This window comes from Hyphobacterium sp. CCMP332, assembly GCF_014323565.1.
Classification (GTDB): domain Bacteria; phylum Pseudomonadota; class Alphaproteobacteria; order Caulobacterales; family Maricaulaceae; genus Hyphobacterium.
On the sequence record NZ_CP058669.1, the window covers coordinates 606,029 to 631,430 of the forward strand.

Consider the following 25,402-nt stretch of genomic DNA (forward strand, 5'->3'; position numbering starts at 1 on the left):
ATGCGCCGGAGGGGCGGGAAGGTCAAGGGGAGGGTAGTTTTCCTCCCCTGTTTACGGGGGAGGTGTTTCGAACGCAGTGAGAAACGGAGGGGGCAAGATGACACCCGCCATTCGCCCCCCTCGTCGCTACGCGACACTCCCCCCGCAAGCGGGGGGAGAAAAACTAGTTCTGATAAACCTCGCTCGCACTCGCCGTCAGCGCCTGCATCGCCTGACGATAGGGGCCGGGACCATGGCTGATCCGGGCCACGCCCAGCTTCGCCATCTCGGAGATCGAGGGCGCACCGTCCTTCATATAGGCATTCACCGGCAGTTTCGTGTGCGAGCAGATTCGCGCAATCAGGTCCGGATCGGTCAGGCCGGGAATGAAGAATCCGCTCGCCCCGGCCTCGGCATAGACATCGCAGCGATCGGTGGCCTCTTTCATGTGGCGGGCATGATCAGCCGGATCGGATTTCAGGAACACATCGGTGCGCGCATTGATGAACAGCGGAATGCTCGCCTCGTCGGCCACGGCGCGGATCGCCGCAATGCGGTGCGCCTGGTCCTCGATAGCGTGCAGGCCCTCACCGCCGACCACCTGGTCTTCAAAATTGAGGCCGACCGCCCCGGTGGCAATCAGCCGGGCGACATTGTCGGCCAGGAATTCCGGCTCGCGCGCATAACCGCCTTCAAAATCAATGGACACGGGCAGGCCGACCGCGGAGCCAATCTGCTTGGCCGTGCGCATCACCCGGTCCAGCGGCAGTTTCTCGCCATCCGCATAGCCTTGTGCAGACGCGACCGACCAGCTGCCCGTCGCGATGGCTTTCGCACCGGCTTCGGCGACCGCCTTCGCGCTGCCCGCATCCCAGATATTGTAGAGCACCAGCGGCTCGCCCTTTTTATGCAGGGCATGGAAAGTGCGGGCTTTTTCAGCTTGGGTCATAAGGATGTCCAATCGATCTCGCTATGGCGGTCGAGCCGCCGGGATGTGTCCGGCATCGGGAATTTCAGGCCCGACCCGCAATTATAGAGCACGACGTCTGCATCACGTTCAATCAGCCCGTCGGCAATGGCGATTTCCATGGCCGCATAGGTGGCCGACCCTTCCGGTCCCATCAGCAGGCCGTCGTCCGCCCCGATCCGGTACCAGCATTTCTGGATATGCTCATCGGTCACGGCCAGCGCCGCGCCGCCGCTCTCCCGCACGGCGCGCAGGATCAGGAAGTCGGCCACTGCTTTCGGCACCCGCATCCCGGCGGCCATCGTATCGGCGTCCAGCCATTCCTCGGCATGGTCCTTGCCGTCATTGAAGGCTTTGACGATGGGCGCACAGCCGGTGGATTGCACCGCAAACATTTTCGGACGCTCGGGTCCGATCCAGCCGAGCTGCTCCATCTCCTCGAACGCCTTCCACATGCCGATCAGGCCGGTGCCGCCGCCCGTGGGATAGAAGATGGCTTCGGGCAAGCGCCAACCCATCTGTGCGGCGAGTTCCAGACCCATCGTCTTCTTGCCCTCGGCGCGATAGGGCTCTTTCAAGGTGGAGAGGTCAAACCAGCCCATCGCCTCCTTGCCGGCCCCGACCAGCGCGCCGCAATGATGGATCAGCCCGTTGACACGGAAGACCTTGCCGCCCTGCAGGCAGGTCTCCTGGATATTCACTTCCGGCGCATCCTCAGGACAGAAGACGAAAGCCTCCATCCCGCCGCGCCGCGCATAGGCCGACATTGCCGCCCCCGCATTGCCCGCCGTCGGCATGGCCAGGCGTTTCAGGCCGAATGATTTCGCCATCGACACACCCAGCGCCAGCCCTCGGGCCTTGAAGCTGGCGGTCGGCAGGCGGCTCTCATCCTTGACGATGACGCGGCCTGTTGCCCCGGCAGCCCTGGCGGAAACGGGAATCTCGATCAGCGGTGTATCGACTTCGCCGAGGCGCAGGACATCGCTGTCATTCACAACCGGCAGAAGCTCGCGCCATTTCCAGAATCCGCCCGTCCGCGACCAGATTTCATCACGGTCGATCCCGGTTTTCGCTTTCGCCAGATCATAGCGCGCCAGCAAGGGTTTTCCGGCGGCGGACAGATTATGCGGGCGGTCCTTCTCATAGCGTTCGCCGGTGGCCGAACATTCGAGATGGGTGAAATGGTTTTTATAGCTCATGGGGAATTGTTAGGCGGCGCCGGGGAGGGCGGCAAGCGGCCGATGATGAATGGCCCGTCGTTTTCCACCGCGTCTTCCTCCGGCTTGACCGGAGGGTCTCAATTTGGATGGATGCCCGGATCACCCACTTTCGCGAGTGCAGGCAAGTCCGGGCACCCCGGTAGAGTTGATCAGCCATCCTTCGAGGCTCGCATTCGCTCGCACCTCAGGATGAGGTGAATGGATGGCAATACGGTTGTCTACCTCATGGTGAGTTGCCCGCCACAGGTGGGCCTCGAACCACGCATTAGAGCAATCCCAGAGACTTGAAGCTCGCCGTGGTCTGCCGGCCAATGATCAGATGATCGTGGACCACGATGTTGAAGGGCTTGGAGGCGTCGACAATGGTTTTGGTGATCTCCACATCCGCGGCCGAAGGCGTCACGTCTCCGGATGGATGATTGTGCACCAGAATGATGGCGCTGGCCTCCACGGCGAGGGCGCGTTTCACCACTTCACGCGGATAGACCGGGGCCTGATCGACCGTGCCTTTGGAAATGACTTCATCCGCCATCAGCCGGTTTTTCTTGTCCAGAAACAGCACCCGGAATTGCTCCACGGGCTCATGCTGCATGGCGGTGCGGCAATAGGTGATCAGCGATGACCAGGAAGATATGACGGGCTTGTCCAGCGCGCCTTCCAGCGCCATTCGCGCGGAGGCTGCGTGCAGGAGCTTCAGATCAATGGCAGTTGCTTCACCTACGCCCTTAACCTCACAGAGCTTTTCAATTGAAGCTGCGGTAACGCCTCCGAGGTCGCCAAACTTGGCGATCAGGTCCTTTGCAAGCGGCTTAATATCTTTCTGCGGAATGGAGCGAAACAGAAAGAGTTCGAGGAGTTCATAGTCGGCGAGCGCATCGCCGCCCGCTCTGGCAAAGCGGGCTCTGAGGCGGTCACGATGTCCCGCGTGGTGGGGTGTCGCCGCCTTATCCGCCATGCATCAGGATGGATAGGGCGGGCAATCCAGCCCGGCAGGTGAGGCGGTGAAGATTTCCACGCCGTCCTCGGTGACGCCGACCGAGTGTTCAAACTGCGCCGACAGGGACCGGTCCCGCGTTACCGCGGTCCAGCCATCGGACAGGACCTTGGCGTCCGGACGACCCAGATTCAGCATGGGCTCGATGGTAAAGAACATGCCCGGCTTCAGCTCGACGCCTTCGCCGCGGCGGCCATAGTGCAGCACGTTCGGGCTGTCGTGAAACAGGCGCCCTATGCCGTGGCCGCAGAAGTCCTGCACAACAGAACAGCGATTGGCTTCGGCAATCTCCTGGATCGCGGCCCCGACATCGCCCAGCGTGGCACCGGGTTTGACCTCGGCAATGCCCGCTATCATCGCTTCATAGGTCACTTCAATCAGGCGCTCTGCCTTGCGGCGCGGTTCGCCGACGATGAACATGCGCGATGTGTCACCATGCCAGCCATCCAGCAGAATGGTGACATCGATATTGACGATATCGCCGTCCTTCAGGGGTTTGGGGCCCGGAATGCCGTGACAGATGACGTGATTGATCGAGGTGCAGGAGGATTTCGTATAGCCGCGATAGCCCAGCGTGGCCGGCACGCCGCCCTGCGCAAACATGAAATTGCGCACCGCATCGTCGATTTCTTCGGTTGAGACGCCGGGCTGCACCATGGGGATGATATGATCCAGCGTGGCCGCCGCTGCGTGTCCCGCCTTGCGCATGCCCGCAAAGCCGTCCGCGCCATGCAGCTTGATACGGCCGTCACGCGAAGACTCATTCGCGCTATCGCTTTGAACGTCGTATGCCAGATTCATGACCTGTCCTGTGCCCTGTTCCGCTTCCATATAAACAAAACGCGCGGCGTTTGAAACGCCGCGCGCCTGTCATTCGGCATTCAGGAAATAATACCTAGCGATCAGCACCGTAGAAATCACCGAAGAAATCACCTTCATTCCAGGTGGGTGCGGTATCGTTATTGGCGATCTCGCGCGCAATCAGGAAGTTGATATTGGCGAATTTTGCGCCCTGTTCATACAGGATCACCATTTCCTCGTCGCTATCGGGCTCGTCCGACTGGCGGTGATAATGAGTGTTCAGGAAGCCCATGAAGCCTTCCCCTTCATCCCAGCGCGGATCGGGTGAGGAAAAGCCGGTCATCAGGAAGACGGACGGTATGCCGCGGCGCACGAAATTGTAGTGGTCTGACCGGATGAACAGATTCTGCTCGGGCAGGGGGTCCGGGCTGACCTCGATCCCCATCCGGGCTGCGGCACGCTGCGTGATCGGGCCTAGTGAGGACCGTTCGGCACCGAATGCCACTACATCGGAGAATTCATAGACGATGACCGGCATGTCCAGATTGACATTGGCTACCATCGCATCGGCCGGAACGGTCGGGTGAAAGGCGAAATATTCCGATCCCAGCAGGCCCTGTTCTTCCGCGGCCAGCGCGACGAAGAGCAGCGACCGGCGCGGTGCTTCCGATTGCATGAAAGTGCGCGCCGTCTCCAGCATGATGGCGGAGCCGGACGCATTATCGACGGCGCCGTTGCAGATACGGTCTTCTTCATTGTTGGAACGGCAGCCCGTGGTGGAAACACCCTCCGCATCCGTCACGCCAATATGATCCAGATGGGCCGTAAGGACGACGATTTCGTCGGCCAGTTCGGGATCCGATCCGGGGATCATGCCGACAACATTATTGTCAACGAAGAGGTCGCGCGTGGTTTCCTGCGTCATGGTGACGGTGATATTCAGCGGCATGGACGCCGGTTCGCCCGCCTGCAGGCGGTCGGCCACGTCTTCAAACGTCGTGCCGGAATTGGCGAACAGCGCCTGCGCGCCTTCCAGAGCCACGCCCGCGCCGACCTGCAGGTCGCTATAGGCCGGTTCTGCCCCGACCGGGGCGAGGGCAATTGACGAACCGCTGACCGCGCGCTCTGCAAATCGTGCATATTGTTCGGCGGCCGTCCCGGAAAGCTGGATATAGCCAATGGCGCCGTGACGCGCGGCGGTTTCGCGTTTGGTGGAGGTGCGCTGCTGGTGAGAGCGCTCATCGGACGGCATGATGTCCGGTGCGCCGCCGAAATAGGCGACGATACGGCCTTCAACATCAACGCCTTCATAATCATCATAGCCATGATGCGGAAGGGACAGGCCATAGCCCACGAAAACCACTTCGGCCGTGATCGAGGCTTCATCCAGAACCGGGTGGCCGGCGATGATCAGATCAAATCCGTTTTGCAGGGCAACCGCGTCGTCGCCCTCGCCAATGACCAGCGTGCCGCCCGACGCAACCGGCGTCATGACCTGCATCGGGACTTCGGCAAAATAACCGCCATTGTCGCCAGCCGGCTCCAGCCCGATCAGGCGGTATTGTGAGGCGACATAGTTCGCGGCAATGTCATAGCCATCAGACCCCGCTGCGCGGCCGGCCAGCGCGTCGTGTGCGAGGAAGCGGATATGGGCTTCGATATTTTCCGATGGAATATCGGGAACAAAATCCTCATCAGCCGACTGGGCGCAGGCCGTAGCGGGAATAAGGGCGAACAGGCTGGCGGCAGCCAGACGGGCAAAAGTATTCACGGGGCAGACCTCTTGGACTCGATTTCGTGATTAAAAAATCAATTTCGACGGCACTATAGTCCGGGGAGGCCGGGCATCAATCGCGCTTGCCTAAACTTTCCGTCATCAGAGCGTCCGCAATATCCGGTGAAACCCGGTAATGTTTCACAAGTGCCGGAGACATGCGCGTCGGCCGTCCCGTTCCCAGCTTGAAGCAGACAAGGTCCATCCGGGCGCGGAAAATCGTCTGGCCGCTATCGGCGCGGCGGAATTGATAGCGGCGTTCCGCGCGCAGGCGCCCATCGGATTTGGTGATCCAGACGGCGCAGTCGAGATCGTCGCCCGCATGGCAATGACCCAGATAATCGCATTCGGACCGGACAATCGCCATGCCGTGTTCATAGCGCACGAATTCGGAACGCGGATGCTCCGGAACGTCAAAGTCCCAGTGCGCCCAGGCGGTCTCGTCGCCCCACGTCAGATAGCGCGCATTATTGACGTGGCCGAACTCGTCCTCGTCAGCTGCTGTTGCGGTAATACGGTGAATGAAGGGCGAGGGCAGGTCCCAGCCGTCAAATGTCTTGGCCTTGATCATGACCATTGCCTATATCCGTCGCGGCGAGCGGATGAAAGGGTAGATGATGAGCGATACAAAACAGGTCAGGGCAGCGGTCCTGCTGATTGGCGATGAACTTCTGTCCGGTCGGACGCGTGACATCAATCTCTCTGAAATCGCGAAATTCCTCAGCCCCCTGGGTGTGTCGGTTGCCGAATGCCGGATCGTGCCGGACGAGCCGGACGAAATGGTCGCGGCCATCAATCACCTGCGCGCGAAATATGACTATGTCTTCACAACCGGCGGCATCGGCCCCACGCATGATGACATCACGGCAGACGCGATCGGGGCCGCCTTCGGTCAGACCGTCGATGTCCGCGCCGACGCCTTCGCCATCATCGAGGAATGGTATGAGAAGTCGAAAACGCCGCTGACCGAGAGCCGCAAACGCATGGCGCGCGTGCCGGCGGACGCTGTCCTGATCAGGAACCCGGTCACCGGCGCGCCCGGTTTCCAGACCGGCAATGTCTTCACGCTCGCCGGGGTGCCCAAGATCGCCCGCGCCATGCTGGAGGATGTCGCCCATCGTATCGAAGGCGGGGCCGTCACCCATTCACGCACTGTCGCAACCGGCGGATTGCGTGAAGGCGATCTGGCGGATGGACTGCGGGTTCTGGCCGATGACTATCCAGACGTTTCCATCGGATCCTATCCCTACTTCTTCGAAGGACCGGATGGAGAGATCCGGCGTGGCACCAACCTGGTCGCCCGCGCAACGGATCAGGACAGGCTGGACGAGGTCGTCGAGAAGCTCGCAGACCTCTCCCGCTCTGTCGGCGGCAAGCCCGTGATCGACCCACCGGACGCGAAATAAAAAGGCGCAGGGCGGCGAGGCCCTGCGCCTTTGGACCCAGTCAAGCTGACTTAGGCTTGGACGGCGATTTCGAACATCTGACCGTCGAGGTCACACACGTCGATTTCGACTTCTTCGACAACGCTGCCATCGGCCAGCGTGAAACGGAAATCGTGGAAGCAATGGTCCGTGTCGGCGACGACCAGCGTCGCGATTTCACCACCGGTGCTCAGCGCGCCATCAGCGATCAGATTGTCGCTCCAGCCATCTGTTGCGGATGGAGCGGTATGGATCTCGACCACGTCCTGGCCGGTCGCATTGATGAAGGTGATTGTGCTGGAAAGGCTTTCCGCGATGACCGGGAAAGACAGGGCTGCAGCCATCAGGGCAGATGCAGAAAACAGGGCGAATTTCATGTAACGGCCGTCCTTTCAGAACCACCGGACCGCCCGGCGGCATACTTTCGACCGGCCTGCATCATCTGCCCGAATCGCCCTACCAGCAAGGGAAATCGGCGGCCACACTGGCGTCCGGATTGCGGCGGATTGGCGGCAATCCCGTCTGCCCCTTAATTGCCCCATTCCCGCCCGACGATGGTTCCCTTGCGAGGGAATGTTGAGTCCATCGGGCAGGGGACAAAGGGAAAACCATGACGAAAAAGCTTTTACTCACGACAGTGGCCGGGGCCTTCGCCTTCGCCGCCATGCAGGCCGCGCCGGTCTCGGCCGTCACCGCTCAGGATGACGACGCCCGGCCCGTCGATATTTTCGCGCAATGCCCCACACTGGTCGCCAATCGCGGCTATGGAAGCAACGAGCGCGGACGCGGCGGCTACCGCCCGCAGCCGACCTATGGTTCTGTGCCGCCTCCACCACCTCCGCCTCCAGCGCCGCCACCGCCTCCGCCAGCGATGGTCATGCAGGAAGCCGAGGCAGATCAGGTGGTTGTGACGGGTAGCCGGATCGCGCGCGATGGTGCCGCTGCGAGCGCGCCAGCGACGTATGGCATGGTCGGGCCCCAGACCCGGCCCCAGCCGTTACCCGGTGATATCGACCGTGAACGCTACAGCGATGTCGAACGCAATGATGTGGTGCTCGTTTCCGAAGAGCCGGTCTCAACCTTCTCTGTCGATGTCGATACGGCCAGCTATGCCGTTGTGCGCGACTATCTCACCGACGGAAACATGCCCCCGCGCGATGCCGTGCGGATCGAGGAAATGGTCAATTATTTCGACTATTCCTACGATTTGCCGGAGGATCGGGACGCGCCGTTCGCGGCCAATGTCACCGTCCTGCCAAATCCCTGGAATGAGAATACACAGCTGATGCATATCGGTGTTCAGGGCTATGACATTCCCCGCGAGGAACGCCCGCGTGCTAATCTGGTGCTGCTGGTGGATGTGTCCGGCTCGATGGGTTCGCCAGACAAGCTGCCACTGGCTATCCAGGGTATGCAGATGCTGGTCGAGAATCTCGATGATGACGATACGGTCTCCATCGTGGTCTATGCCGGGGCGGCGGGGGCGATCCTCGAGCCCACGCGTGGATCCGACCGGCATTGCATAAATGCGGCGCTGGGCATGCTGGAAGCTGGAGGCTCGACAGCTGGCGGTGAAGGCCTGCGCCTTGCCTATGATTTTGCCCGCGAACATTTCGACGAAGACGCTGTCAATCGCGTCATGCTTTTGACCGATGGCGACTTCAATGTCGGCATTACCTCGGACGAGCGGCTGGAAGATTTCGTCACCCGCGAACGTGAAAGCGGCGTCTATCTGTCGGTCATGGGTTTCGGACGCGGCAATTATAACGATCAGCTGATGCAGACCTTGGCCCAGAATGGCAACGGCATTGCCGCCTACATTGATACCGAGCGAGAGGCTCGCCGCTTCTTTGTGGAAGAAGCCTCATCCGCGCTCTTTCCCATCGCCAATGATGTGAAGCTGCAGATCGAGTTCAATCCGGCGCTGGTCGCGGAATACCGCCTGATCGGATATGAAACGCGGATGCTCAATCGCGAGGACTTCAACAATGATGAAGTCGATGCGGGCGAGATCGGTTCGGGCCACTCGGTCACCGCGATTTACGAGATCACCGCGCCGGATAGTCCAGCCCTTCTGAACGAGCCGCTGCGCTATGCCGAAGGCGTCGAATCCGAGACCGAATTCTCCAACGAATACGGCTTCTTCCGCGTCCGCTATAAAATGCCGGGCGAGGATGAGAGCCGTTTGATCGAATTCCCGATCACGACCGCCAACGAGGCGGATGGCGTGGATGAGATCAGCGATGATGTCGGCTTTTCGATCGCGGTCGCCGGCTTTGCCCAGCTTCTGCGCGGCGACGAATACATCGCCGACGAGGCGTTCGATTATGCCCGCGTGGCGCGGCTGGCCGATCGCTTTCTGGGAGAGGATGAATTCGGTTATCGCGCGGAATTTGTCAGCCTGGCAGAGGCGGCTGACCGGGCCGATAGCCAGGCGCCCCTGAAACCGGGCGCGCAGGGCCCGGCTCGCTAAATCCACATACGCATGGGCTGAGAAAGCGGCCGCGATGTATGTCGCGGCCGCTTTTCTATTGGGTTGAAGGCGTTAAGAAAGACGTCTGTGCGGACGTGGCGGAACTGGTATACGCAACAGACTTAAAATCTGTCGCCCGTAAGGGATTGAGGGTTCAACTCCCTCCGTCCGCACCAGCCTTCGCTCGCTTGCGCGAGCTTCGGCTGGGCAAGTCAGCACATCGAATTCGAGCGAAGGCTGTCCCGCCGTAGCCTTGGCGGAGGCGGACGACCACATGTGAGCCTCCAAAACCTGATTGGCGCTCTCCTCGAGAGCTTCGGCTGGGCAAGCCAGTGCCCGATTTTGCGGCAGGCCCGCCCCGAAACGAAAGCTCCGGGGCGGGCGTTTTCTAGCGCTGAAAATGCAGCCGCAGCCAGAGCGAACGTCCTTCACCCGGCAAGCGGGTGCCGGCTGCCACATCGGATCCGGCATTACGATTATAACCGGCCAGGTGGCGTTCATAGCGATGATCGAGGAGATTGCTCACGCCTGCCAGAAGCGTTGCACCTTCGCGGATCTGCCAATCGCCTGACACGCCGAAAATGACATAGCCTTCAGTGCTGGCTTCGCTATTTGTGACAGAGACGTCGTCCTGTTCGGCGACGGCGAGCGTTTCCAGACCAGCAGACCAGTTCACCGCCTCCCGTGTAAGCGCCATGCGCAGGCTGGTCGGGGCAATACGATAGAGATTGTCGTCAATATCGCGGCGTTCCCCGCGGACATAGCTGAACACACCCTCCAACCGCCAGTTCTGATCAATGGCGTAACCGAAGTCGAAATCCAGCCCGTAAAGGCGGGCGTCGACATTGGCAAAGCGCAGGGGCGTGGGATCGCCATTCATGTTCGAAACCATCTCGACCGGGGTGTCGATCACACCTGGTGTCGCGTCAAACGGGACGCCCTGGATGTAGTCATCGACGTGCCGCACGAAGGCGGTCGGTCGAAAATAGGCCCCATCCCGGCTCCAGTCGAAACCCGCTTCAACAATGTAGGCAATTTCCGGGTTCAGATTGAGATCGCCGACATAGGTGTTGCCGTCTGCCAGCCCGCCAGAGGCCGGGGTCGGCAGCCAGGCGAACCGCTCCACATAGCCGGCAACGCGCGTTTTTCGCGCCAGCGTTATTCGCCAGGTCACGTTTCCTTCCTGGCGCCAGAACCTTGCGGCAAGATCCAGCGTCTGATCGTCAATATCGCGGTCAGATGCGTTGAAGGCATTGGCCAGCATTCCAGGCATGGCCGGGACCATCGGGCCGGTCCGGGCGAGTCCGGCATTGGCATTGTGGAGATCGGTTCTGAGGCCCAGTTCGGCATCCCATCCCGACACCTCGCCACGCCATTCTACAAATGCGCCGGTGCGCTGCATCTCGACGGCGGGAAAGCTGTCGAGAAAAAAGCCCGCTGCATTGGGATTGGTGATCCGGGTCGCATGATCATCGTCCTGATGGTCAATACCAAAGCGCCATTCAGCAGCGGCTTGCGGCCAGACAGCGTCCAGAGACAGCGTGCGGCTTTCGCTGTTGGCGTAGGTTTCGCGCTGCTGCATGGCAGGCGGCGCGGGCCGGAGATCGAAATTGTTCATGGCGTGATCGACGGCCGTATATCCAGCCTCGAGGCGCAGCGTCATGTCACCCGCCGGAAAAGCATAAAAGCTCCGTGCGAAATCGGTATTGAAATAACGGATATCCATCGCGAAGGGAGGGTTGCCTGTGGCGCCGGTTTCCTGCCGCCGCAGATCAAGGCCGAATTCGTGTCCGTTGGACTGCCAGCCCAACCCGGCACCATAGACGGTGCGCTGGTGCTCGCTACCGCCAATTGTACCGCCGGGATAATCCACATCATTGCCCTCCTCATTCGAGAACAGAATGTGCATCCGCCATGTGTCGCTGGATGTGCCGATAATGCCGCCAGCAGAATGGGATGCGTCCGCCGAGCGGCCGCCAGCGGTCAGATCATAGCGCAGCCGGAAAGCCTCATCGGCAGAGGCAAAATCAACCCGTTTCAGGACGGCATTGACCCCGCCGGCGAGCCCGGGACCATCCGAGACCGGTGAAATACCGCGGTCGACTTCGATCGCAGCCAGCAAAGGGGCAGGCGCATAGTGAAGCGGCGGGTCCATCAGGTTGGGACCGCCAGAGGCAAAATTCTGCCCGTCGATGCGAATATTCAGCCGAGATCCGAAGAGGCCGCGATACTGGACCTGGCCGGACAGGGCACCGTTTCCAATAAGGGCCGCTCCGGGCAAACGGGCCGCGAGCGCGGCCGCGTCCGGACCGGTATCCGGCTCCATATTGGGCTCGATTGCGTCCACCTCCGTCGGCGTCCGGATGCCGGTGACGGTTATGACATCCTGCAAGGCTGTGTCGTGGTTCTGGGCAAAGGCAGGTGTGAGAAAAGCAGACAGGGCCAGCGCGCTGACGCTGGCAAGGTGAATTGAAGACATGGATAGCTCCGCAATAGCGCGCACGGCCTCATCGGGCCGGCGTGCCGAAATCAGATTTTGGTCGGGAAAGGCTTAGATAGAGGCGCGTAAACCGGCCGGCGGAGCTCTCGCTTGCGGATTCAGACGCGCTGTCGTGACAATCGTATCGGTTCTGGCCGGGTATTGCGGCGCGTGAAAAGTGGAGGGGGCGGCAAGTGACCCGAGCGGTGTCGCATACAGCGCCGCCATTTGCGTCACGCTGAAGGGGCAATCCTGAGCCGCTACCGGGTCGGGGCGGTCATCAGCCGTCAGATCAATTTCGATGACGTGCCGTTCGATGGCGGAACACACCACGACCGATATGCGTCCGTCCTCGCCAAACACCGGCATATAGCCAGCGGGCAGGGCGGCGCGCGTCCCCATTGCCATGAAGGCAAGGGACATGAATAGCGCCGCCAGAGGTGCCCGAGAAGAAGACATGCGTCTCAACATGATTTCCGGGTAGGTCATTTGGGATGTCGGGACAATGCGACACTTGGGCAGCTTTGCAGTTGGCAGGCGCGCCATTCTGGCTAGGTTTCTTCCATGCCCCACCGCGCCATTCATGCCCGTTTTATCGACACCGCCCGCGAGCTCGGCCCGGAGCTCACCGCCGCAATCGAGCGTGCGGGTCCGATCGAATTGTCATCCCGAGCTGACCTGCCCTTTGCCGACTATCTCTGCCGCGCCATCACCGGCCAGCAATTATCGGTGAAGGCAGCCAAGACCATCTGGGGCCGGGTGGAAGACAGCGCCGCCGGCAAACCGCTCGCCGAGCATTTCTGTGAGGCGAATACCGATCTGCTCCGCTCCTGCGGCCTGTCTGGGGCCAAGACAAAAACCGTCTGCGCGATTGCCGACCTCGCCCGGCGCGGCGAGCTGAAAGACGATCACCTGCGCGAAATGAGCGCCGCGGATCGCACCACCCACATCACCGCCATCTGGGGCGTGGGACAGTGGACGGCAGACATGATGAACATGTTCTACTTCGGTGAGCCCGATATCTGGCCGGAAGGCGATGTCGCCGCGCGCAAAGCCCTCGAACGCCTGACCAGCCCGCGCCGCAAGACCCTCCGCACGGCGGCGCGCTTTGCGCCGCACCGGTCATATCTCGCGCTCTATATGTGGCGTCATGCCGATGCCCCGCCGGTCTAGATTTCCGTCACAATCCTGACGCGATGTGTGGTAGGCTGAGAATATGAAGACCTCTGCCGCAATCCTCGCTTTGGTCATGGGCGCTGCGCCGTCCTGGGCGTGCTCACCGATGTACGGCACAACGGAAGGCGAAATTTTCCACTGGAGCGTCATTTTTGATGGCACTGTGGCAATAGTCGCTGATCAAATTCCGAGAGACAGGAGCTTGCTCGACTGGGGTAGAACCGACAGCTCCGGATCTATTTATTTCACCGATGACGCCTCGGAAGCTTACGGCTGCCGCGTCAGCTATTTCGTCAATGAACGATTTCGCGGCATCGCCCGGCCAATAGTGGACGTCGTTTACGTATTCGATGGCTCGGCGGTCAATTGTATGGAGTTCAGGCAGGTTGGTGATCACGATCTGGTATTGGCCATGGTCGACAATGAAGGGCAAATCTATCAACCAGAAACGGGAAATTGCTATCTGCCGATATTCGGAGCCGACGAACTCCGCGCCACCGCGCGCCGCCTGCGAACAGAAATGCTGATCTGGTGAGACGTCTGGCGGCGAAATATCTCATGCTGATGTTGGTTTCCAGCATTGCCACGCCCGGCGCTCTCGCAACATCTGGCGAAGAATCCGTCGAGTGGATTCTCCAGCACGATGCCATCGTCGAAGGCATGATTGTGGACCGAACCTATATCGAGCCACGGCGCAGCCTGCTCGATTGGGCGATTGTCAATGATCAGCCAAACGGGGCACGGCATCGCGCTGAGGAGCCCTTCAGGGGGTGCCGGCTTGGCGTTCGCGTCACCGATGTCCTGATGGGCGAGACGCCGGACATCATCGAAATTGATCTGTGGTGGGTTCCTCAAAACAAATGCTTGAGTGGCAGCGGATATTCGGGCGAAGGGCTGGATATTGGCTCGAACCACTTGTTTCTGATCTATCAGATCGATCTTAATCGGTGGGTTCCGGATTCATTGATGGTGCCCTACGACGATCCGAGGATGAACGAATGGGTTCGCGAGGTGTTGCGACAGGTAAGCGGCGACCGCACCCGAAGACTCTTTCCCCAACCGTCTCTGGGAGAATCGGAGGGCCAGCCACCGTCCATTCGGTAGCATTTTTCGCCGGGCGATACGCCAGCACGACCTCCTTCTGCGGACTACAAGCAAGTTGACGCCCGCGCGAACTAGACCGGGTCGATCTTCCACCCTAGTTTCCAGTCCAGATAAACACTGTTTACCCCGGCCATGATCCGGGGAGGGGATCGGGAGCCTTCATGTCCAACGCATCTGATATCGCGCCAAACCTGCGCGTGCCGGTGATCGGCGCGCCACTTTTCATCATTTCCAACCCGAAACTGGTCATTGCCCAGTGCAAGGCGGGCATTGTCGGCTCCTTCCCGGCGCTGAATGCGCGCCCGCAAAGCCAGCTGGATGAATGGCTGGACGAGATCACCTCCGAACTGGACAGCTATAACAGGGCCAATCCCGACAATCCGGCTGCGCCTTATGCGGTGAACCAGATCGTCCACCGCTCCAATGACCGCCTCGAAGCGGATCTGGAAACCTGCGCCAAATACAAGGTGCCGCTGGTGATTACCTCGCTGGGTGCGCGTGTCGAGCTGAACGAGGCCGTGCACAGCTGGGGCGGCAAGACGATGCACGACATTATCAACGTGACCTTCGCGAAGAAGGCTCTGGAGAAAGGCGCTGACGGCCTCATCGCCGTGTGCGCAGGCGCGGGCGGGCATGCCGGCGTGAAATCGCCCTTCGCGCTGATCCAGGAAATCCGCGAATTCTTCGACGGCCCGCTGGCGCTGTCCGGCTCCATTGCGAACGGGGCCGCCGTTCTGGCTGCAGAAGCCATGGGCGCGGACTTTGGCTATATCGGCTCGGCCTTTATCGCGACAGAGGAGGCCCGCGCCTCCGAGGATTACAAACGCGCGATTGTCGACGGCGAATCCGATGACATCGTCTATTCCAGTCTGTTTACGGGCGTGCACGGCAATTATCTCAAGGGCTCCATCCGCAGTGCCGGGCTCGACCCGGACAATCTGCCGGAAAGCGATCCGTCCGCCATGAATTTCGGCTCCGATTCGGCCAAGGCCTGGAAAGATATCTGGGGGTCAGGGCAGGGCATTGGCGCGGTCAAGGAAATCGCCCCCGCCAGCGTCTATATCGACCGCCTGGCCGCGGAATACGAAGCCGCAAAACGGCGCATTTGCGGGCAGTTGCGCTGGTCATTATGATCTGACCTGTATGTCGAGACCGGACCCCCTCGGGCTTCGGTGAGCAATGGAGGACGGTTATGCCCAATCCAAGCATCAAGAATGAGGACGTCTATCAGGCCCTGAGAAAAGACGGGGCGAGCAAGGAGAAGGCCGCGCGTATTGCCAACGCGGAGGCCAATGACCACCAGCATCCAGGCAAGAAGGGCGGAAAGGCCGCACGCTATGAGGACTGGTCAAGGGATGAGTTATACGAACGCGCCCGGGAAATCGGTATCGACGGTCGCTCGGAAATGAACAAGGAAGAGTTGATCGCGGCCCTGCGCAATCACTGACGGCACAGGCTGCAGCTAGATGCTCGGCAGCGAGCCGGACTTCAATTACGGCAGACCGAGATACTTTGTAATCGACTGCGCAATGCACTGTTCGGTTAGCCTAGAGCCATCGCTCAAGGCTTATTTTTACGAAATTGAGGGCCGAAACCAGCACAATCAGGAAAATGGTGGCTGTATAGAAGGCCGTGTCGATAATACCGGCAGCAATCCCGATGGCATTCAGGAATGCAATGCCGGTAAGTCCCCAGGTGATCAGATTGAACATCAAGCCGGTGGACTTTTTCTGTTCGCTGGTCAGCTGTGATTGATGGCGAGCGCCCTCATACGAAAGGGCCAAACCAGTGACCGCACCCATGCCAGCGGACATACGCAGGGCCAAAGTCACCTCGAACTCCGCGGCTGTCAGCACAAGCGGTATAAGCGAAATCACGATCGTCATGACGCTCGTGTGCAGAATGGACCGGGCCCGCAATGCCGATACAGGATCGAGACGACCGTCACGCTGGGCTAATGCAATAAATAGCGCCATGAAGCCTGCAAAAACGGCTCCGATCTGACTTAACCCGATCAGCAGACTTTCATGGGGCATGGCGCGGCTCCGTATTTCGAAACCGCAGTTTAATCTGCCCGGCGATGAAATGCCTAGATGCTGGTCAGCCAGTCCGGCTTCACATAGGGCAGACCCAGATCTTTCGCGACCGGCTCATAGGCCACTTCGCCATGGGCGACGTTGAGCCCGCGCGCCAGATGCGGGTCATCATTCAGCGCTTTCTTCGCGCCTTTATTGGCCAGCGCCACCATGAAGGGCAGGGTGGCATTGGTCAGGCCGAGCGTTGACGTACGCGCCACGGCGCCGGGCATGTTGGCGACGCAATAATGCACCACACCATCGACGACATAGATGGGATCATCGTGCGTCGTGGCATTTGAAGTTTCAAAACAGCCGCCCTGATCAATCGCGATATCGACCAGCACCGCGCCATCCTTCATGCCGCCAAGCATCTCCCGCGTGACCAGCTTGGGCGCGGCCGCGCCCGGAATCAGCACGGCGCCGATCACGAGATCCGCATCCATACAGGCCGCTTCGACGGCCGCCGTGGTCGAGAAGGCGGTTTTGACCATGCCGCCAAACTGGGTGTCGAGCTCGGCCAGACGCTTCATCGAACGGTCAAAAATGGTGACATCTGCCCGCGCCCCCACAGCCATCTCGGCCGCATGAGTGCCGGCAACGCCGCCGCCGAGAATGACGACTTTGGCCGGGGTCACGCCCGGAATGCCGCCCAGCAGAATGCCGCGGCCACCCTGACGCATTTCAAGGCAATGCGCGCCGACCTGAACCGACATGCGTCCGGCAACTTCCGACATCGGCTTCAAGAGCGGCAGACGGTTGTCGGCATCGGTGACGGTTTCATAGGCAATCGCGATACAGCCGGATTTGCGCAGACCTTCGGTCTGGACGGGGTCCGGTGCCAGATGCAGATAGGTGAAAAGGACGTGATCTTTGGTCAACATGGCCGTTTCAGACGGCTGCGGTTCCTTGACCTTCACGATCATGTCCGCAGCACCAAATACGGCAGCGGCATCCGGCAGGATTTTCGCACCGGCGGCTTTATACATCTCGTCGGTAAAGCCGATATTGGCGCCGGCATTGGTTTCCACGACCACTTCGTGGCCCGCACCCACCAGTTCCGCCGCGCCATTTGGCGTCAGGCCGACGCGGTTTTCACGAACCTTGATTTCCCTGGGTGCACCAATCCGCATCAAACCAACTCCCGATAAATTCCGCACCATCTGGCGGTTGTTTTTGAATTTCGCGCCCTCATACATGCCAAATCCGGCCGTGACCATGCCCGACATGCGTCACTTGCAATAATGTGATCGTCTGACTAGGGAAACGCCGATGAGCGATACACGATACGAAAAACTGGAAATGCTGGGCGCTGACAGCCCGGTGGCCGCCTCCCCGGAAGAGGCGCAGCTGGAGCGCGTCGAAAATCCGTGCGACGCGGATTATCTCATCCGCTTCACCTGCCCGGAATTTACCTCGCTCTGCCCGGTCACCGGACAGCCGGACTTTGCCCACATCGTCATCGACTATGTGCCGGAAAAATGGATCGTCGAATCAAAGTCGCTGAAACTCTATCTGACGGCCTTCCGCAATCACGGCGCTTTCCACGAAGCCTGCACGACCATGATCGCCCAGCGCCTCGTAAAGGAGCTGTCGCCAAAGTGGCTGCGCATCGGTGGATACTGGTATCCGCGCGGCGGCATCCCGATCGACATTTTCTTCCAGACCGGCGAGCCACCCAAAGGGGTCTGGGTGCCCGATCAGGGCGTCGCGCCCTATCGCGGCCGCGGCTAGCCTTTCCAGACGCCGATCCCGGCTTCCGGGCGGATGCGCTCTACCGGTTGATCTTCTGTTGATCCGATAAAGATGAAGCCGGCCACACGTTCGCCGGAGCGCAGGCCGAGCGCATCCTTGGCGAAGGGATGATAGGCGTACCACTCGGTCAGCCACTGGCTGGCATAACCCATGGCCTGCGCGCCGATCAGCAGGTTCTGGCAGGCAGCCCCCGCGGACAGAATTTGCTCCCATTCGGGAATGGCGTGCTTTTCCAGAACATGAGAGATCACCCCGATGACCAGCGGTGCACGGGTGAAACGGTTCAGCTCCAGTTCCATGCGCTTGTCGTCTGTCTCGTTCTCGCTCGACCAGATTTTTGCCAGAATCTGTCCGAAGTTCGCGCGTTCTTCGCCCTGGAACAGAATGAATCGCCAGGGGGCCATCTTGCCGTGATCCGGAACACGCTGGGCTATGCTCAACAGCGTATCGATTTCCTCCGGCGAGGGACCGGGCTCTGTCATGGCCGCCGCTGCTGTCGAGCGCCGCCGGGCCAGCAATTCAAGCGTCGCCGCATTCTTGTGGTGCGGCGCCAGCCGTTCACCCTGTTCAGGGAATTCGGGCAGATTATCCGGTGTTTGCGCTTTGCTCATCGAGCCCATCCTGTTGCAGAATTTTGACGTTTCACGAATTGCGACCTTATATGGGGTGAATAGGCGGCGCCAGAACCGCATTCGGGGAAGCTCTTGGAAAACACATGAACGCTGAAGTCTCAATCGACGATCTCACGCCGGCCGAACGCCGGCGCCTGAAAGTCCGCGATGCCATCATTGAAGCGGCTGAAGACCTGTTCACCAAGGAAGGCGAGCAGGGCATCTCCATGCGGCGCCTCGCCGAGGCGATCGATTATTCGCCCGCGGCCATCTACAAATATTTCGATTCCAAACAGGCGCTTTTTTCCGAGATGCGCGAATTGTTCTTCGAGCGCCTGATCAAGCGCATGAATGATGCGGCGGATGCAGGCGGCAATGAACATATCCTCTGCGCGCGCTGTGGTCGCGCCTACATCGAAACCGCGATGGAAGAGCCGCGCCACTATGTGATGGCATTTTCTTTCTTCAAGAAAGACGAGGTTCCGGACGAATCAAGCTTTGCCTTTCATGCAGAAAAGCAGCTTTGCGACATGATCCGGGCGGGCATCGAGAATGGCACGTTCCGGGATATGGATCCGCTGGTCGCGTCCAAAAGTGTCTGGGCCAGCGTCCATGGGCTGGCGGTCTTGATGGCGTCAATTGATGACTTTCCACAGGGCATGCCGGGCTCGGAGCATGTCTCGCGGGATGCGGTCATTGATTTTCATACGGACATGATCATCCGCGGGCTGGATGCCTGACGCATAGCTCGATTGCAAAAAAGTGAACACCGTTCACTTTTCAAACGGCATATAATGCCCTATATCGCCTCGAAGACGTAAGTCAGCGAGGGCGAAAACAATGTCGGCATTGAAAAACAGGCTCCAGTCTCTGGGCTCCGGATTTGCGGTCCTGGCGGCGGCAATCGGCGTGGCGGTTATCGTTATTCTGGTTTCCGCGCTGCGGTCGGCCGATGCCGATGTTCAGCAAGCGGCTCCGGGCGCGCTTCCCGTTCCTGTGCTGACCGTCAGCTACCAAAGCGATGCCATGATCAGCGAAGCCTATCCGGGACTGATCTCTGCGCGCCGCGAGAGCGATCTCGGTTTCGAGCGGGGCGGCCGCATCGTCGAAGTCTCGGTTGATGTTGGTGATCAGATCGAGGCTGGCGATACGCTCGCGCGCCTCGATACCAGCACGCTACGGGCCCAGATCGCCGCAGCAGATGCCCAGACAAATGAGGCAGATGCCCAGCTGGAAATCGCCCGCGCAACAGAAGAGCGCCAGCGCACCTTGCTGGAGCGCGGCCACATCTCGCAACAACGTCTTGACGAGGTCGCGACCAATACCACGGCGGCAGAAGCCCGCCGCGCAGCCGCTGCGGCGCAGGCCAATTCCTTGCGGGCGCAACTCGTTCTTTCCGAGATTACGGCACCTTTTGGCGGGGTTGTAACGGCACGTATGGCCGATGAAGGGGCGATTGCCGCGCCCGGCAGTCCGGTCATCCGGCTGGTTGAAAACACCTCTCTGGAGATCCGGATTGGATTACCGCTATTGGCCGCATCCGCTCTGAATGAGGGCGAGGTCTATCATTTCATGACAAATGCCGGTGCGATTGATGCGCGTTATCGCCGTGGGACAGGCGTGGTCGATGTGCGCACCCGGACGGTCACAGCCATCTTCGATATCGAATCGGGCACGGCCCGGGCCGGCGAGGTCGCCCGTTTGCAGCTTGAAACAGGCATTTCCGATCGCGGCTTCTGGGTGCCGACCAGTGCCCTGACAGAAGGCCGCCGGGGCCTGTGGTCGGTTCAGACCCTCGTCGCCGACGGCAATGGCGGCTGGATTATCGAGCCGCGGGTCGTCGAAACACTCCGCGTCGAGGTCGACCGCGCCTTTGTCCGCGGAGCCGTAAATGATGGCGATCAGATCATCGCCTCCGGCCTGCAACGTGTCACGGCGGGGCAAAGCGTCATCCCGGCAGGAGAATAAGCGAATGGCTACGCTGTTTTACCGCTACTCACGCCTGTCGATTCTGGCGGTTCTGCTGCTGACCCTGGCCGGTCTGGGCGCGCTCCTGACTCTCGGCCGTCAGGAAGACCCGAGCCTGACCGAACGCTTTGGTGTTGTTGTCACGGCATTCCCGGGAGCGTCGGCCGAGCGGGTCGAGGCGCTTATAACGGACCCCATCGAGGATTCGATCCGGGAATTGCCCGAGATTGACGAGGTCGTTTCAACATCCCGTTCGGGCATTTCCCTGATCAACATCAATATTCGCGAAGACCTGAACCCGACAGAGGTCGATCAGGCATGGACGCAAATCCGCGAGCAGGTCGATGCGGTCCGGCCCTTCCTTCCGGCGGAAGCCGGGGCGCCGGATGTCGAGCGTAGCTATCTGGGCGCGGCCACGCTGATTACCGTGCTCGGATGGACCGCAGAGGGCGAGCCGAATCTGGCCATCCTGTCGCGGCTGGCGCGTGATCTCGAAGACCGTCTGCGCAATATTCCCGGCACGGATCAGACCGACACTTACGGCATTGCCGAAGAAGAGATCCGCATCCTCGCGGACCCCGATGCTTTGGCCGCGTTGGGGCTAACCATTGGCGAACTGGCCAGCCGTATTTCGCGCGCCGATGCCAAGACGCCGGCAGGCGAGTTGAGGTCATCCGACGTCAACCTGAATGTCGAGATTGGCGGAGAATTCGAGACACTGGATCGTATTCGCACCGTACCGGTCAGCGAGACGGTCAATGGCGAGTTTGTTCGCCTCGGCGACGTGGCGGAAATCGAACGGGGCATCCGCACGCCCGCCGCCGCCATGGCCTATTTCAACGGTGATCGGACCGTTTTCGTTGCGGGCTTTCTGCAGCCGGAATTGCGCGTGGATCAGTGGACCGAGCGGGCGCGTGCCGAGATCGCGGCCTTCGCGGCCGAAAATCCCGGCGTGTCCGTCGATATTGTGTTCGCGCAGTCCGATTATGTGGAATCGCGTCTGAACGGATTATCGGTCAATCTGGGATATTCGGCCCTGATCGTCTTTGCCGTCCTCTTCCTGTTGATGGGCTGGCGCGCCGCCCTGATCGTCGGATCGGCCTTGCCGCTGACCGTTCTTTTCGTTCTTTTCCTGATCAATCTCTATGACGAGCCACTGCACCAGATGTCGGTGACGGGTCTTGTCGTGGCGCTGGGTCTCCTGATCGATAATGCCATTGTGGTGGTCGATGAATACCAGTTGCGGCGGGCCCGGGGCCTGCCGCCTCTGGATGCCATCAATCATTCGCTCAAACATCTGTTCGGTCCGCTTCTGGCGTCCACCCTGACCACGGTTTTTGCCTTTGCGCCCATCGCCCTGATGCCCGGCGCAGCGGGCGAGTTCATCGGCATGATCGGCGTTTCGGTGATTTTCGCCGTCGTCGCCTCCTTCATTCTGGCGATGACGGTGGTGCCGGCGTTTGCGGGCTGGTTCGATCATAATAATTACGCCGAAGGACGTCATTCCTTCCTGCGCGATGGCTTGCGGTTCAAGCCGCTGGAATATTTCTATCGCGGTATTCTACAGGCCGTGACGACCCGCCCCTGGGTCGGCCTGGTGGGCGGGGCCATCCTCCCCATAGCCGGCTTTGCCGCCGCTACGACCCTGCCCATGCAATTCTTCCCGCCAACCGATAGGGACATGTTCCAGATCGAAATGGTCCTGCCGGCCAACACCTCGATTGAGGAGACACAGCGCCAGGTCTTGCGGGCGACAGAACTTCTGGAGGCTTATGACGGCGTCATTGATGTCGGCTGGACGCTGGGCGAGAGCCCGCCGCGGACCTATTACAACGTCATCGGCAATGAGAGCTCAGCGCCTTATCTGGCGGCTGGCTGGGTACGAACGCAATCAGCCGAAGTCACACATGATCTGTTGCCGCGTTTGCAGCACGACATGATCGACGCCTTCCCGCAGGCGCGTTTCCTGACACTGCCCTTCGAACAGGGGCCGCCGACGGCCGCGCCGATCGAGCTCAAGATCTTCGGCCCGGACCTGGCAACGCTTGATCGTCTCGGCGACGAGATCCGGCAAGTGCTGGCCCAGACCCCCGGCGTGACGACCACGGTCGCGGGCATGCGCATGGGAGAGCCCGTGGCGCGCGTAAATGTCGATGAAGCTTCGGCCGAACTCGCCGGAATTCGTCTCGAGGACCTTGCCAACCGCTTGCGCGCCGATTTCGATGGCGTTCCGGGCGGCAGTATTCTGGAAGGCGTCGAGGAAATGCCGGTGCGCGTCATAGCCGCCGCCAATCGCCGCGCCAGTGTCTCCGATCTCGCCTCATCACCGCTGCTGACCAATCCGGAAAGCGGCATTCTGTCTGCGCCGGTTTCGGCCATTGGTGAGGTCGGTCTGTCGCCGGAAGTCGCCAGTATTCGGCGTCAGGATGGCGAGCGCATGAACCCGATCTTCGCCTATCTGGAACCCTTCAGCCTGCCGGCCCCGGTTCTGGATGACTTCATGGTGCGCCTGGAAACCGCGGGCGTTGAAATGCCAGCAGGCTATTCCCTGCAAATCGGCGGCGAGGCCGAGGCCCGCGGCGATGCCATGGGCAATCTGTTCGGAACGGCGGCCCCGCTATTGATCCTGATGATCGGCTCTGTTGTGCTGGCATTCAACTCATTCCGCTTTGCCGGCGTCGTCTTTATCAGCGGCTTCCTGTCGGTCGGTCTGGCGATGTTTGGTGTGTGGATGTTCGGCACGCCGCTCGGCTTTAACGCCATTGTCGGATCAATGGGGCTGGTCGGCCTCTCGATCAACGGCACGATTGTGGTCCTCTCAGCCTTGCGCGCCAATCCTGCAGCCGAAGCGCTGGATATGGCCGCTATCCAGGACACTATTGTTGATGCAACGCGTCACATCATTTCCACCACGCTGACGACGATTGGCGGCTTTGTGCCACTGATCCTGTCGGGCGATTCCTTCTGGCTACCGTTTGCGGCGGCTGTCGCGGGTGGCGTCGCCGGATCAGCGGTGCTGGCCTTGCTGTTTGCCCCGGCGGCTTTCGTCATGCTGGCCAGGGCACGTCAGAAGCGCCGCGACTTTCATGAGCGCCTGAAAAAGCGGGTACGCCGCGGTGCCTTGATGCAGGCCGCGGAATAGGCCAAGTCCCACGTGACAACAGGAGTGGGCCGGATGGAAAAGCGCGGACCGTGGCAGGTGAGGGCGAAGGCGAAAGTTTTCGAAAACCCCTTTATCGAACTCCACACCTATGACGGCATCCGCCCGGATGGCGCGCCCGGCATATACGGTGTCATGTCGCCGAAAACCTATGCCATTCTGATCCTGCCGCTGTTTGCGGACGGGACGACCATGCTGGTCGGGCAACATCGCTTTCCGCTGGATAATTACAGCTGGGAGATTCCCGAAGGCGGCAGTCCGAAGTCCGATCCGCCACTGGATGGTGCCATTCGCGAGCTGAAGGAGGAGACCGGGCTGACAGCGCAGCATTGGCGCGAAATCCTGCAGGCAGAAACGTCCAACTCCGTCACCGACGAGCAGGCCTTCGGGTATCTCGCCTGGGGGCTGGAAGAAGGGGATCAGGAACTCGACGGCACCGAGGTTATCGAGCGCAAGCGTCTGCCCTTTCTGAGAGCGCTGGAGATGGTGATGACCGGCGAGATACGGGACCTGCCATCGGTGGCAATGATCTTGAAGGCGCACTACATGGCGGGGAGCGGTCAGCTCGAGGCTGACCTTGCGCGCGCCATGCTCGATGGAGGCTGATATGCCAACGGCGACTGCTACATCTCTCACGTCCGGCACGGATGCAGTCTGGTCGCGCCTGCGCGTCGACGCGGCTCAGGCCGCCGCCGAGGAGCCTATCCTCGCCAGCTTCCTCAATGACGCCATTCTGCGTCATGAAAAATTCGAGCATGCCCTGGCCTACCGTCTCGCCTCCAAGCTGGCGGATGCGCAGCTGGATGCGATGTTGGCGCGCGACGTGGTCGAAGAGGCGATCGCGGCCGATCCATCTATCGCCGAAAAGGCCGCGGCGGATATGGTGGCCATCGAGGAACGCGACCCCGCCTGCCGGTCACTCTTGCAGCCCTTCCTCTATTTCAAGGGCTATCTGGCCCTGCAGGGCTATCGCATTGCGCACTGGCTGTGGAGCGAGGGTCGGGAGACGTTTGCCTTCCACCTGCAAAGCCGGATTTCGGAACGCTTCGGTCTCGACATTCACCCCGCCGCCATCATCGGGCAGGGGATCATGATCGACCATGCCACCAGCGTCGTTATCGGCGAGACCGCGGTCGTGGGCGACAATGTATCCATGCTGCACTCGGTCACGCTCGGCGGCACCGGCAAGACCGGCATTCAGCGCCACCCGAAAATCGGCGATGGCGTGCTTATCGGCGCGGGCGCGAAAGTGCTCGGCAATATCACCATTGGTGAGGAAGCGCGCATTGCTGCCGGGTCTGTTGTCCTCAAGGACGTGCCCGCACATTGCACGGTCGCCGGTATTCCGGCCGTGCCGGTGGGAGGCCCGTGCAAGGAGCCGGCCCGCACGATGGAGCAGAGCTTCGAGACCGACGCATAGCCCGGTCTTGCGCTGTCAGGCG

At 60.6% G+C, this 25,402-nt stretch carries 25 protein-coding genes and 1 tRNA gene; 14 read left to right on the forward strand and 12 right to left on the reverse strand.

What is annotated here, in order from left to right:
- Positions 1 to 163: 163 nt before the first annotated feature.
- The 6 genes from HXX25_RS03110 to HXX25_RS03135 form a co-directional block, all read right to left on the reverse strand.
- Positions 164 to 928, reverse strand: coding sequence for an isocitrate lyase/phosphoenolpyruvate mutase family protein (locus tag HXX25_RS03110; protein ID WP_187167069.1), 765 nt, complete (start codon positions 926 to 928; stop codon positions 164 to 166).
- Positions 925 to 2,145, reverse strand: coding sequence for a threonine synthase (locus tag HXX25_RS03115; RefSeq protein ID WP_187167070.1), 1,221 nt, complete (start codon positions 2,143 to 2,145; stop codon positions 925 to 927). Before HXX25_RS03115 ends, HXX25_RS03110 begins: the two co-directional genes overlap by 4 nt.
- Positions 2,146 to 2,431: 286 nt before the next feature.
- Positions 2,432 to 3,121 carry a DNA repair protein RadC gene (radC, locus tag HXX25_RS03120; protein ID WP_187167071.1) on the reverse strand — a complete coding sequence of 230 codons (690 nt, stop codon included), beginning with the start codon at positions 3,119 to 3,121 and terminating at the stop codon, positions 2,432 to 2,434.
- A gap of 3 nt (positions 3,122 to 3,124) precedes the next feature.
- On the reverse strand, positions 3,125 to 3,961 hold the full coding sequence (gene map / locus HXX25_RS03125) for a type I methionyl aminopeptidase (RefSeq protein ID WP_187167072.1): 837 nt from the start codon (positions 3,959 to 3,961) through the stop codon (positions 3,125 to 3,127).
- 94 nt (positions 3,962 to 4,055) lie between these two features.
- Positions 4,056 to 5,732, reverse strand: coding sequence for a M28 family peptidase (locus tag HXX25_RS03130; RefSeq protein WP_233346850.1), 1,677 nt, complete (start codon positions 5,730 to 5,732; stop codon positions 4,056 to 4,058).
- A 76-nt stretch (positions 5,733 to 5,808) separates the two neighbouring features.
- On the reverse strand, positions 5,809 to 6,312 hold the full coding sequence (locus HXX25_RS03135; RefSeq protein ID WP_233346851.1) for a thioesterase family protein: 504 nt from the start codon (positions 6,310 to 6,312) through the stop codon (positions 5,809 to 5,811).
- A gap of 37 nt (positions 6,313 to 6,349) precedes the next feature.
- Between HXX25_RS03135 and HXX25_RS03140 the strand changes: the two genes are divergently transcribed.
- Positions 6,350 to 7,141 carry a molybdopterin-binding protein gene (locus HXX25_RS03140; protein ID WP_233346852.1) on the forward strand — a complete coding sequence of 264 codons (792 nt, stop codon included), beginning with the start codon at positions 6,350 to 6,352 and terminating at the stop codon, positions 7,139 to 7,141.
- A gap of 50 nt (positions 7,142 to 7,191) precedes the next feature.
- On the opposite strand, the gene HXX25_RS03145 is transcribed toward HXX25_RS03140, so the two are convergent.
- Positions 7,192 to 7,536: a hypothetical protein gene (locus HXX25_RS03145; RefSeq protein ID WP_187167074.1), complete on the reverse strand. Its 345-nt coding sequence runs from the start codon at positions 7,534 to 7,536 to the stop codon at positions 7,192 to 7,194.
- A 233-nt stretch (positions 7,537 to 7,769) separates the two neighbouring features.
- Between HXX25_RS03145 and HXX25_RS03150 the strand changes: the two genes are divergently transcribed.
- Both HXX25_RS03150 and HXX25_RS03155 read left to right on the forward strand, forming a co-directional pair.
- Positions 7,770 to 9,632 carry a VWA domain-containing protein gene (locus HXX25_RS03150; protein WP_187167075.1) on the forward strand — a complete coding sequence of 621 codons (1,863 nt, stop codon included), beginning with the start codon at positions 7,770 to 7,772 and terminating at the stop codon, positions 9,630 to 9,632.
- Positions 9,633 to 9,721: 89 nt separating this feature from the next.
- Positions 9,722 to 9,808 (forward strand) — tRNA-Leu (locus tag HXX25_RS03155).
- Positions 9,809 to 10,020: 212 nt separating this feature from the next.
- Here the strand turns inward: HXX25_RS03155 and HXX25_RS03160 are convergent.
- Positions 10,021 to 12,111 (reverse strand): TonB-dependent receptor, encoded by a 2,091-nt coding sequence (locus HXX25_RS03160; RefSeq protein WP_187167076.1) that lies wholly within the window; start codon positions 12,109 to 12,111, stop codon positions 10,021 to 10,023.
- Between the two features lie 72 nt (positions 12,112 to 12,183).
- Complete coding sequence (locus HXX25_RS03165; protein WP_187167077.1) at positions 12,184 to 12,534, reverse strand: hypothetical protein; 351 nt, start codon at positions 12,532 to 12,534, stop codon at positions 12,184 to 12,186.
- 141 nt (positions 12,535 to 12,675) lie between these two features.
- Here HXX25_RS03165 and HXX25_RS03170 point away from each other — a divergent pair, with 141 nt between their 5' ends.
- From HXX25_RS03170 to HXX25_RS03190, 5 genes are all read left to right on the forward strand, one after another.
- Positions 12,676 to 13,284, forward strand: a complete 609-nt coding sequence (locus HXX25_RS03170) for a DNA-3-methyladenine glycosylase (protein ID WP_187167078.1) — start codon at positions 12,676 to 12,678, stop codon at positions 13,282 to 13,284.
- 43 nt (positions 13,285 to 13,327) lie between these two features.
- Positions 13,328 to 13,822, forward strand: coding sequence for a hypothetical protein (locus tag HXX25_RS03175; protein ID WP_187167079.1), 495 nt, complete (start codon positions 13,328 to 13,330; stop codon positions 13,820 to 13,822).
- Positions 13,823 to 13,845: 23 nt separating this feature from the next.
- Positions 13,846 to 14,391: a hypothetical protein gene (locus HXX25_RS03180; protein WP_187167080.1), complete on the forward strand. Its 546-nt coding sequence runs from the start codon at positions 13,846 to 13,848 to the stop codon at positions 14,389 to 14,391.
- A 161-nt stretch (positions 14,392 to 14,552) separates the two neighbouring features.
- Positions 14,553 to 15,524 (forward strand): nitronate monooxygenase family protein, encoded by a 972-nt coding sequence (locus HXX25_RS03185; protein WP_187167081.1) that lies wholly within the window; start codon positions 14,553 to 14,555, stop codon positions 15,522 to 15,524.
- 59 nt (positions 15,525 to 15,583) lie between these two features.
- Positions 15,584 to 15,838 carry a Rho termination factor N-terminal domain-containing protein gene (locus tag HXX25_RS03190; protein WP_187167082.1) on the forward strand — a complete coding sequence of 85 codons (255 nt, stop codon included), beginning with the start codon at positions 15,584 to 15,586 and terminating at the stop codon, positions 15,836 to 15,838.
- Between the two features lie 100 nt (positions 15,839 to 15,938).
- Here HXX25_RS03190 and HXX25_RS03195 read toward each other — a convergent pair whose 3' ends face one another.
- Both HXX25_RS03195 and ald read right to left on the reverse strand, forming a co-directional pair.
- Positions 15,939 to 16,427 (reverse strand): hypothetical protein, encoded by a 489-nt coding sequence (locus HXX25_RS03195; protein WP_187167083.1) that lies wholly within the window; start codon positions 16,425 to 16,427, stop codon positions 15,939 to 15,941.
- 53 nt (positions 16,428 to 16,480) lie between these two features.
- A complete protein-coding gene (gene ald, locus HXX25_RS03200) occupies positions 16,481 to 17,599 on the reverse strand; it encodes an alanine dehydrogenase (RefSeq protein WP_187167736.1) in 1,119 nt (372 codons plus the stop codon).
- 139 nt (positions 17,600 to 17,738) lie between these two features.
- On the opposite strand from ald, the gene queF reads away from it, so the two are divergent.
- The gene (queF, locus tag HXX25_RS03205) at positions 17,739 to 18,200 is read left to right on the forward strand and encodes a preQ(1) synthase (RefSeq protein ID WP_187167084.1); all 462 of its coding nucleotides are present in this window, start codon (positions 17,739 to 17,741) and stop codon (positions 18,198 to 18,200) included.
- Here queF and HXX25_RS03210 read toward each other — a convergent pair.
- A complete protein-coding gene (locus HXX25_RS03210) occupies positions 18,197 to 18,832 on the reverse strand; it encodes a nitroreductase (RefSeq protein WP_187167085.1) in 636 nt (211 codons plus the stop codon). The two genes, queF and HXX25_RS03210, sit on opposite strands and share 4 nt — an antisense overlap.
- 104 nt (positions 18,833 to 18,936) lie before the next feature.
- Between HXX25_RS03210 and HXX25_RS03215 the strand changes: the two genes are divergently transcribed.
- The 5 genes from HXX25_RS03215 to cysE all read left to right on the forward strand — a co-directional run bounded on the left by HXX25_RS03215 (position 18,937) and on the right by cysE (position 25,380).
- Positions 18,937 to 19,572 (forward strand): TetR/AcrR family transcriptional regulator, encoded by a 636-nt coding sequence (locus tag HXX25_RS03215; RefSeq protein WP_187167086.1) that lies wholly within the window; start codon positions 18,937 to 18,939, stop codon positions 19,570 to 19,572.
- 100 nt (positions 19,573 to 19,672) lie between these two features.
- Positions 19,673 to 20,800, forward strand: a complete 1,128-nt coding sequence (locus HXX25_RS03220; RefSeq protein ID WP_187167087.1) for an efflux RND transporter periplasmic adaptor subunit — start codon at positions 19,673 to 19,675, stop codon at positions 20,798 to 20,800.
- Between the two features lie 4 nt (positions 20,801 to 20,804).
- A complete protein-coding gene (locus HXX25_RS03225) occupies positions 20,805 to 23,942 on the forward strand; it encodes an efflux RND transporter permease subunit (RefSeq protein WP_187167088.1) in 3,138 nt (1,045 codons plus the stop codon).
- Positions 23,943 to 23,975: 33 nt separating this feature from the next.
- Positions 23,976 to 24,566, forward strand: a complete 591-nt coding sequence (locus tag HXX25_RS03230) for an NUDIX hydrolase (protein ID WP_187167089.1) — start codon at positions 23,976 to 23,978, stop codon at positions 24,564 to 24,566.
- A gap of 1 nt (position 24,567) precedes the next feature.
- Positions 24,568 to 25,380, forward strand: coding sequence for a serine O-acetyltransferase (gene cysE / locus HXX25_RS03235; RefSeq protein ID WP_187167090.1), 813 nt, complete (start codon positions 24,568 to 24,570; stop codon positions 25,378 to 25,380).
- Positions 25,381 to 25,402: the final 22 nt, after the last annotated feature.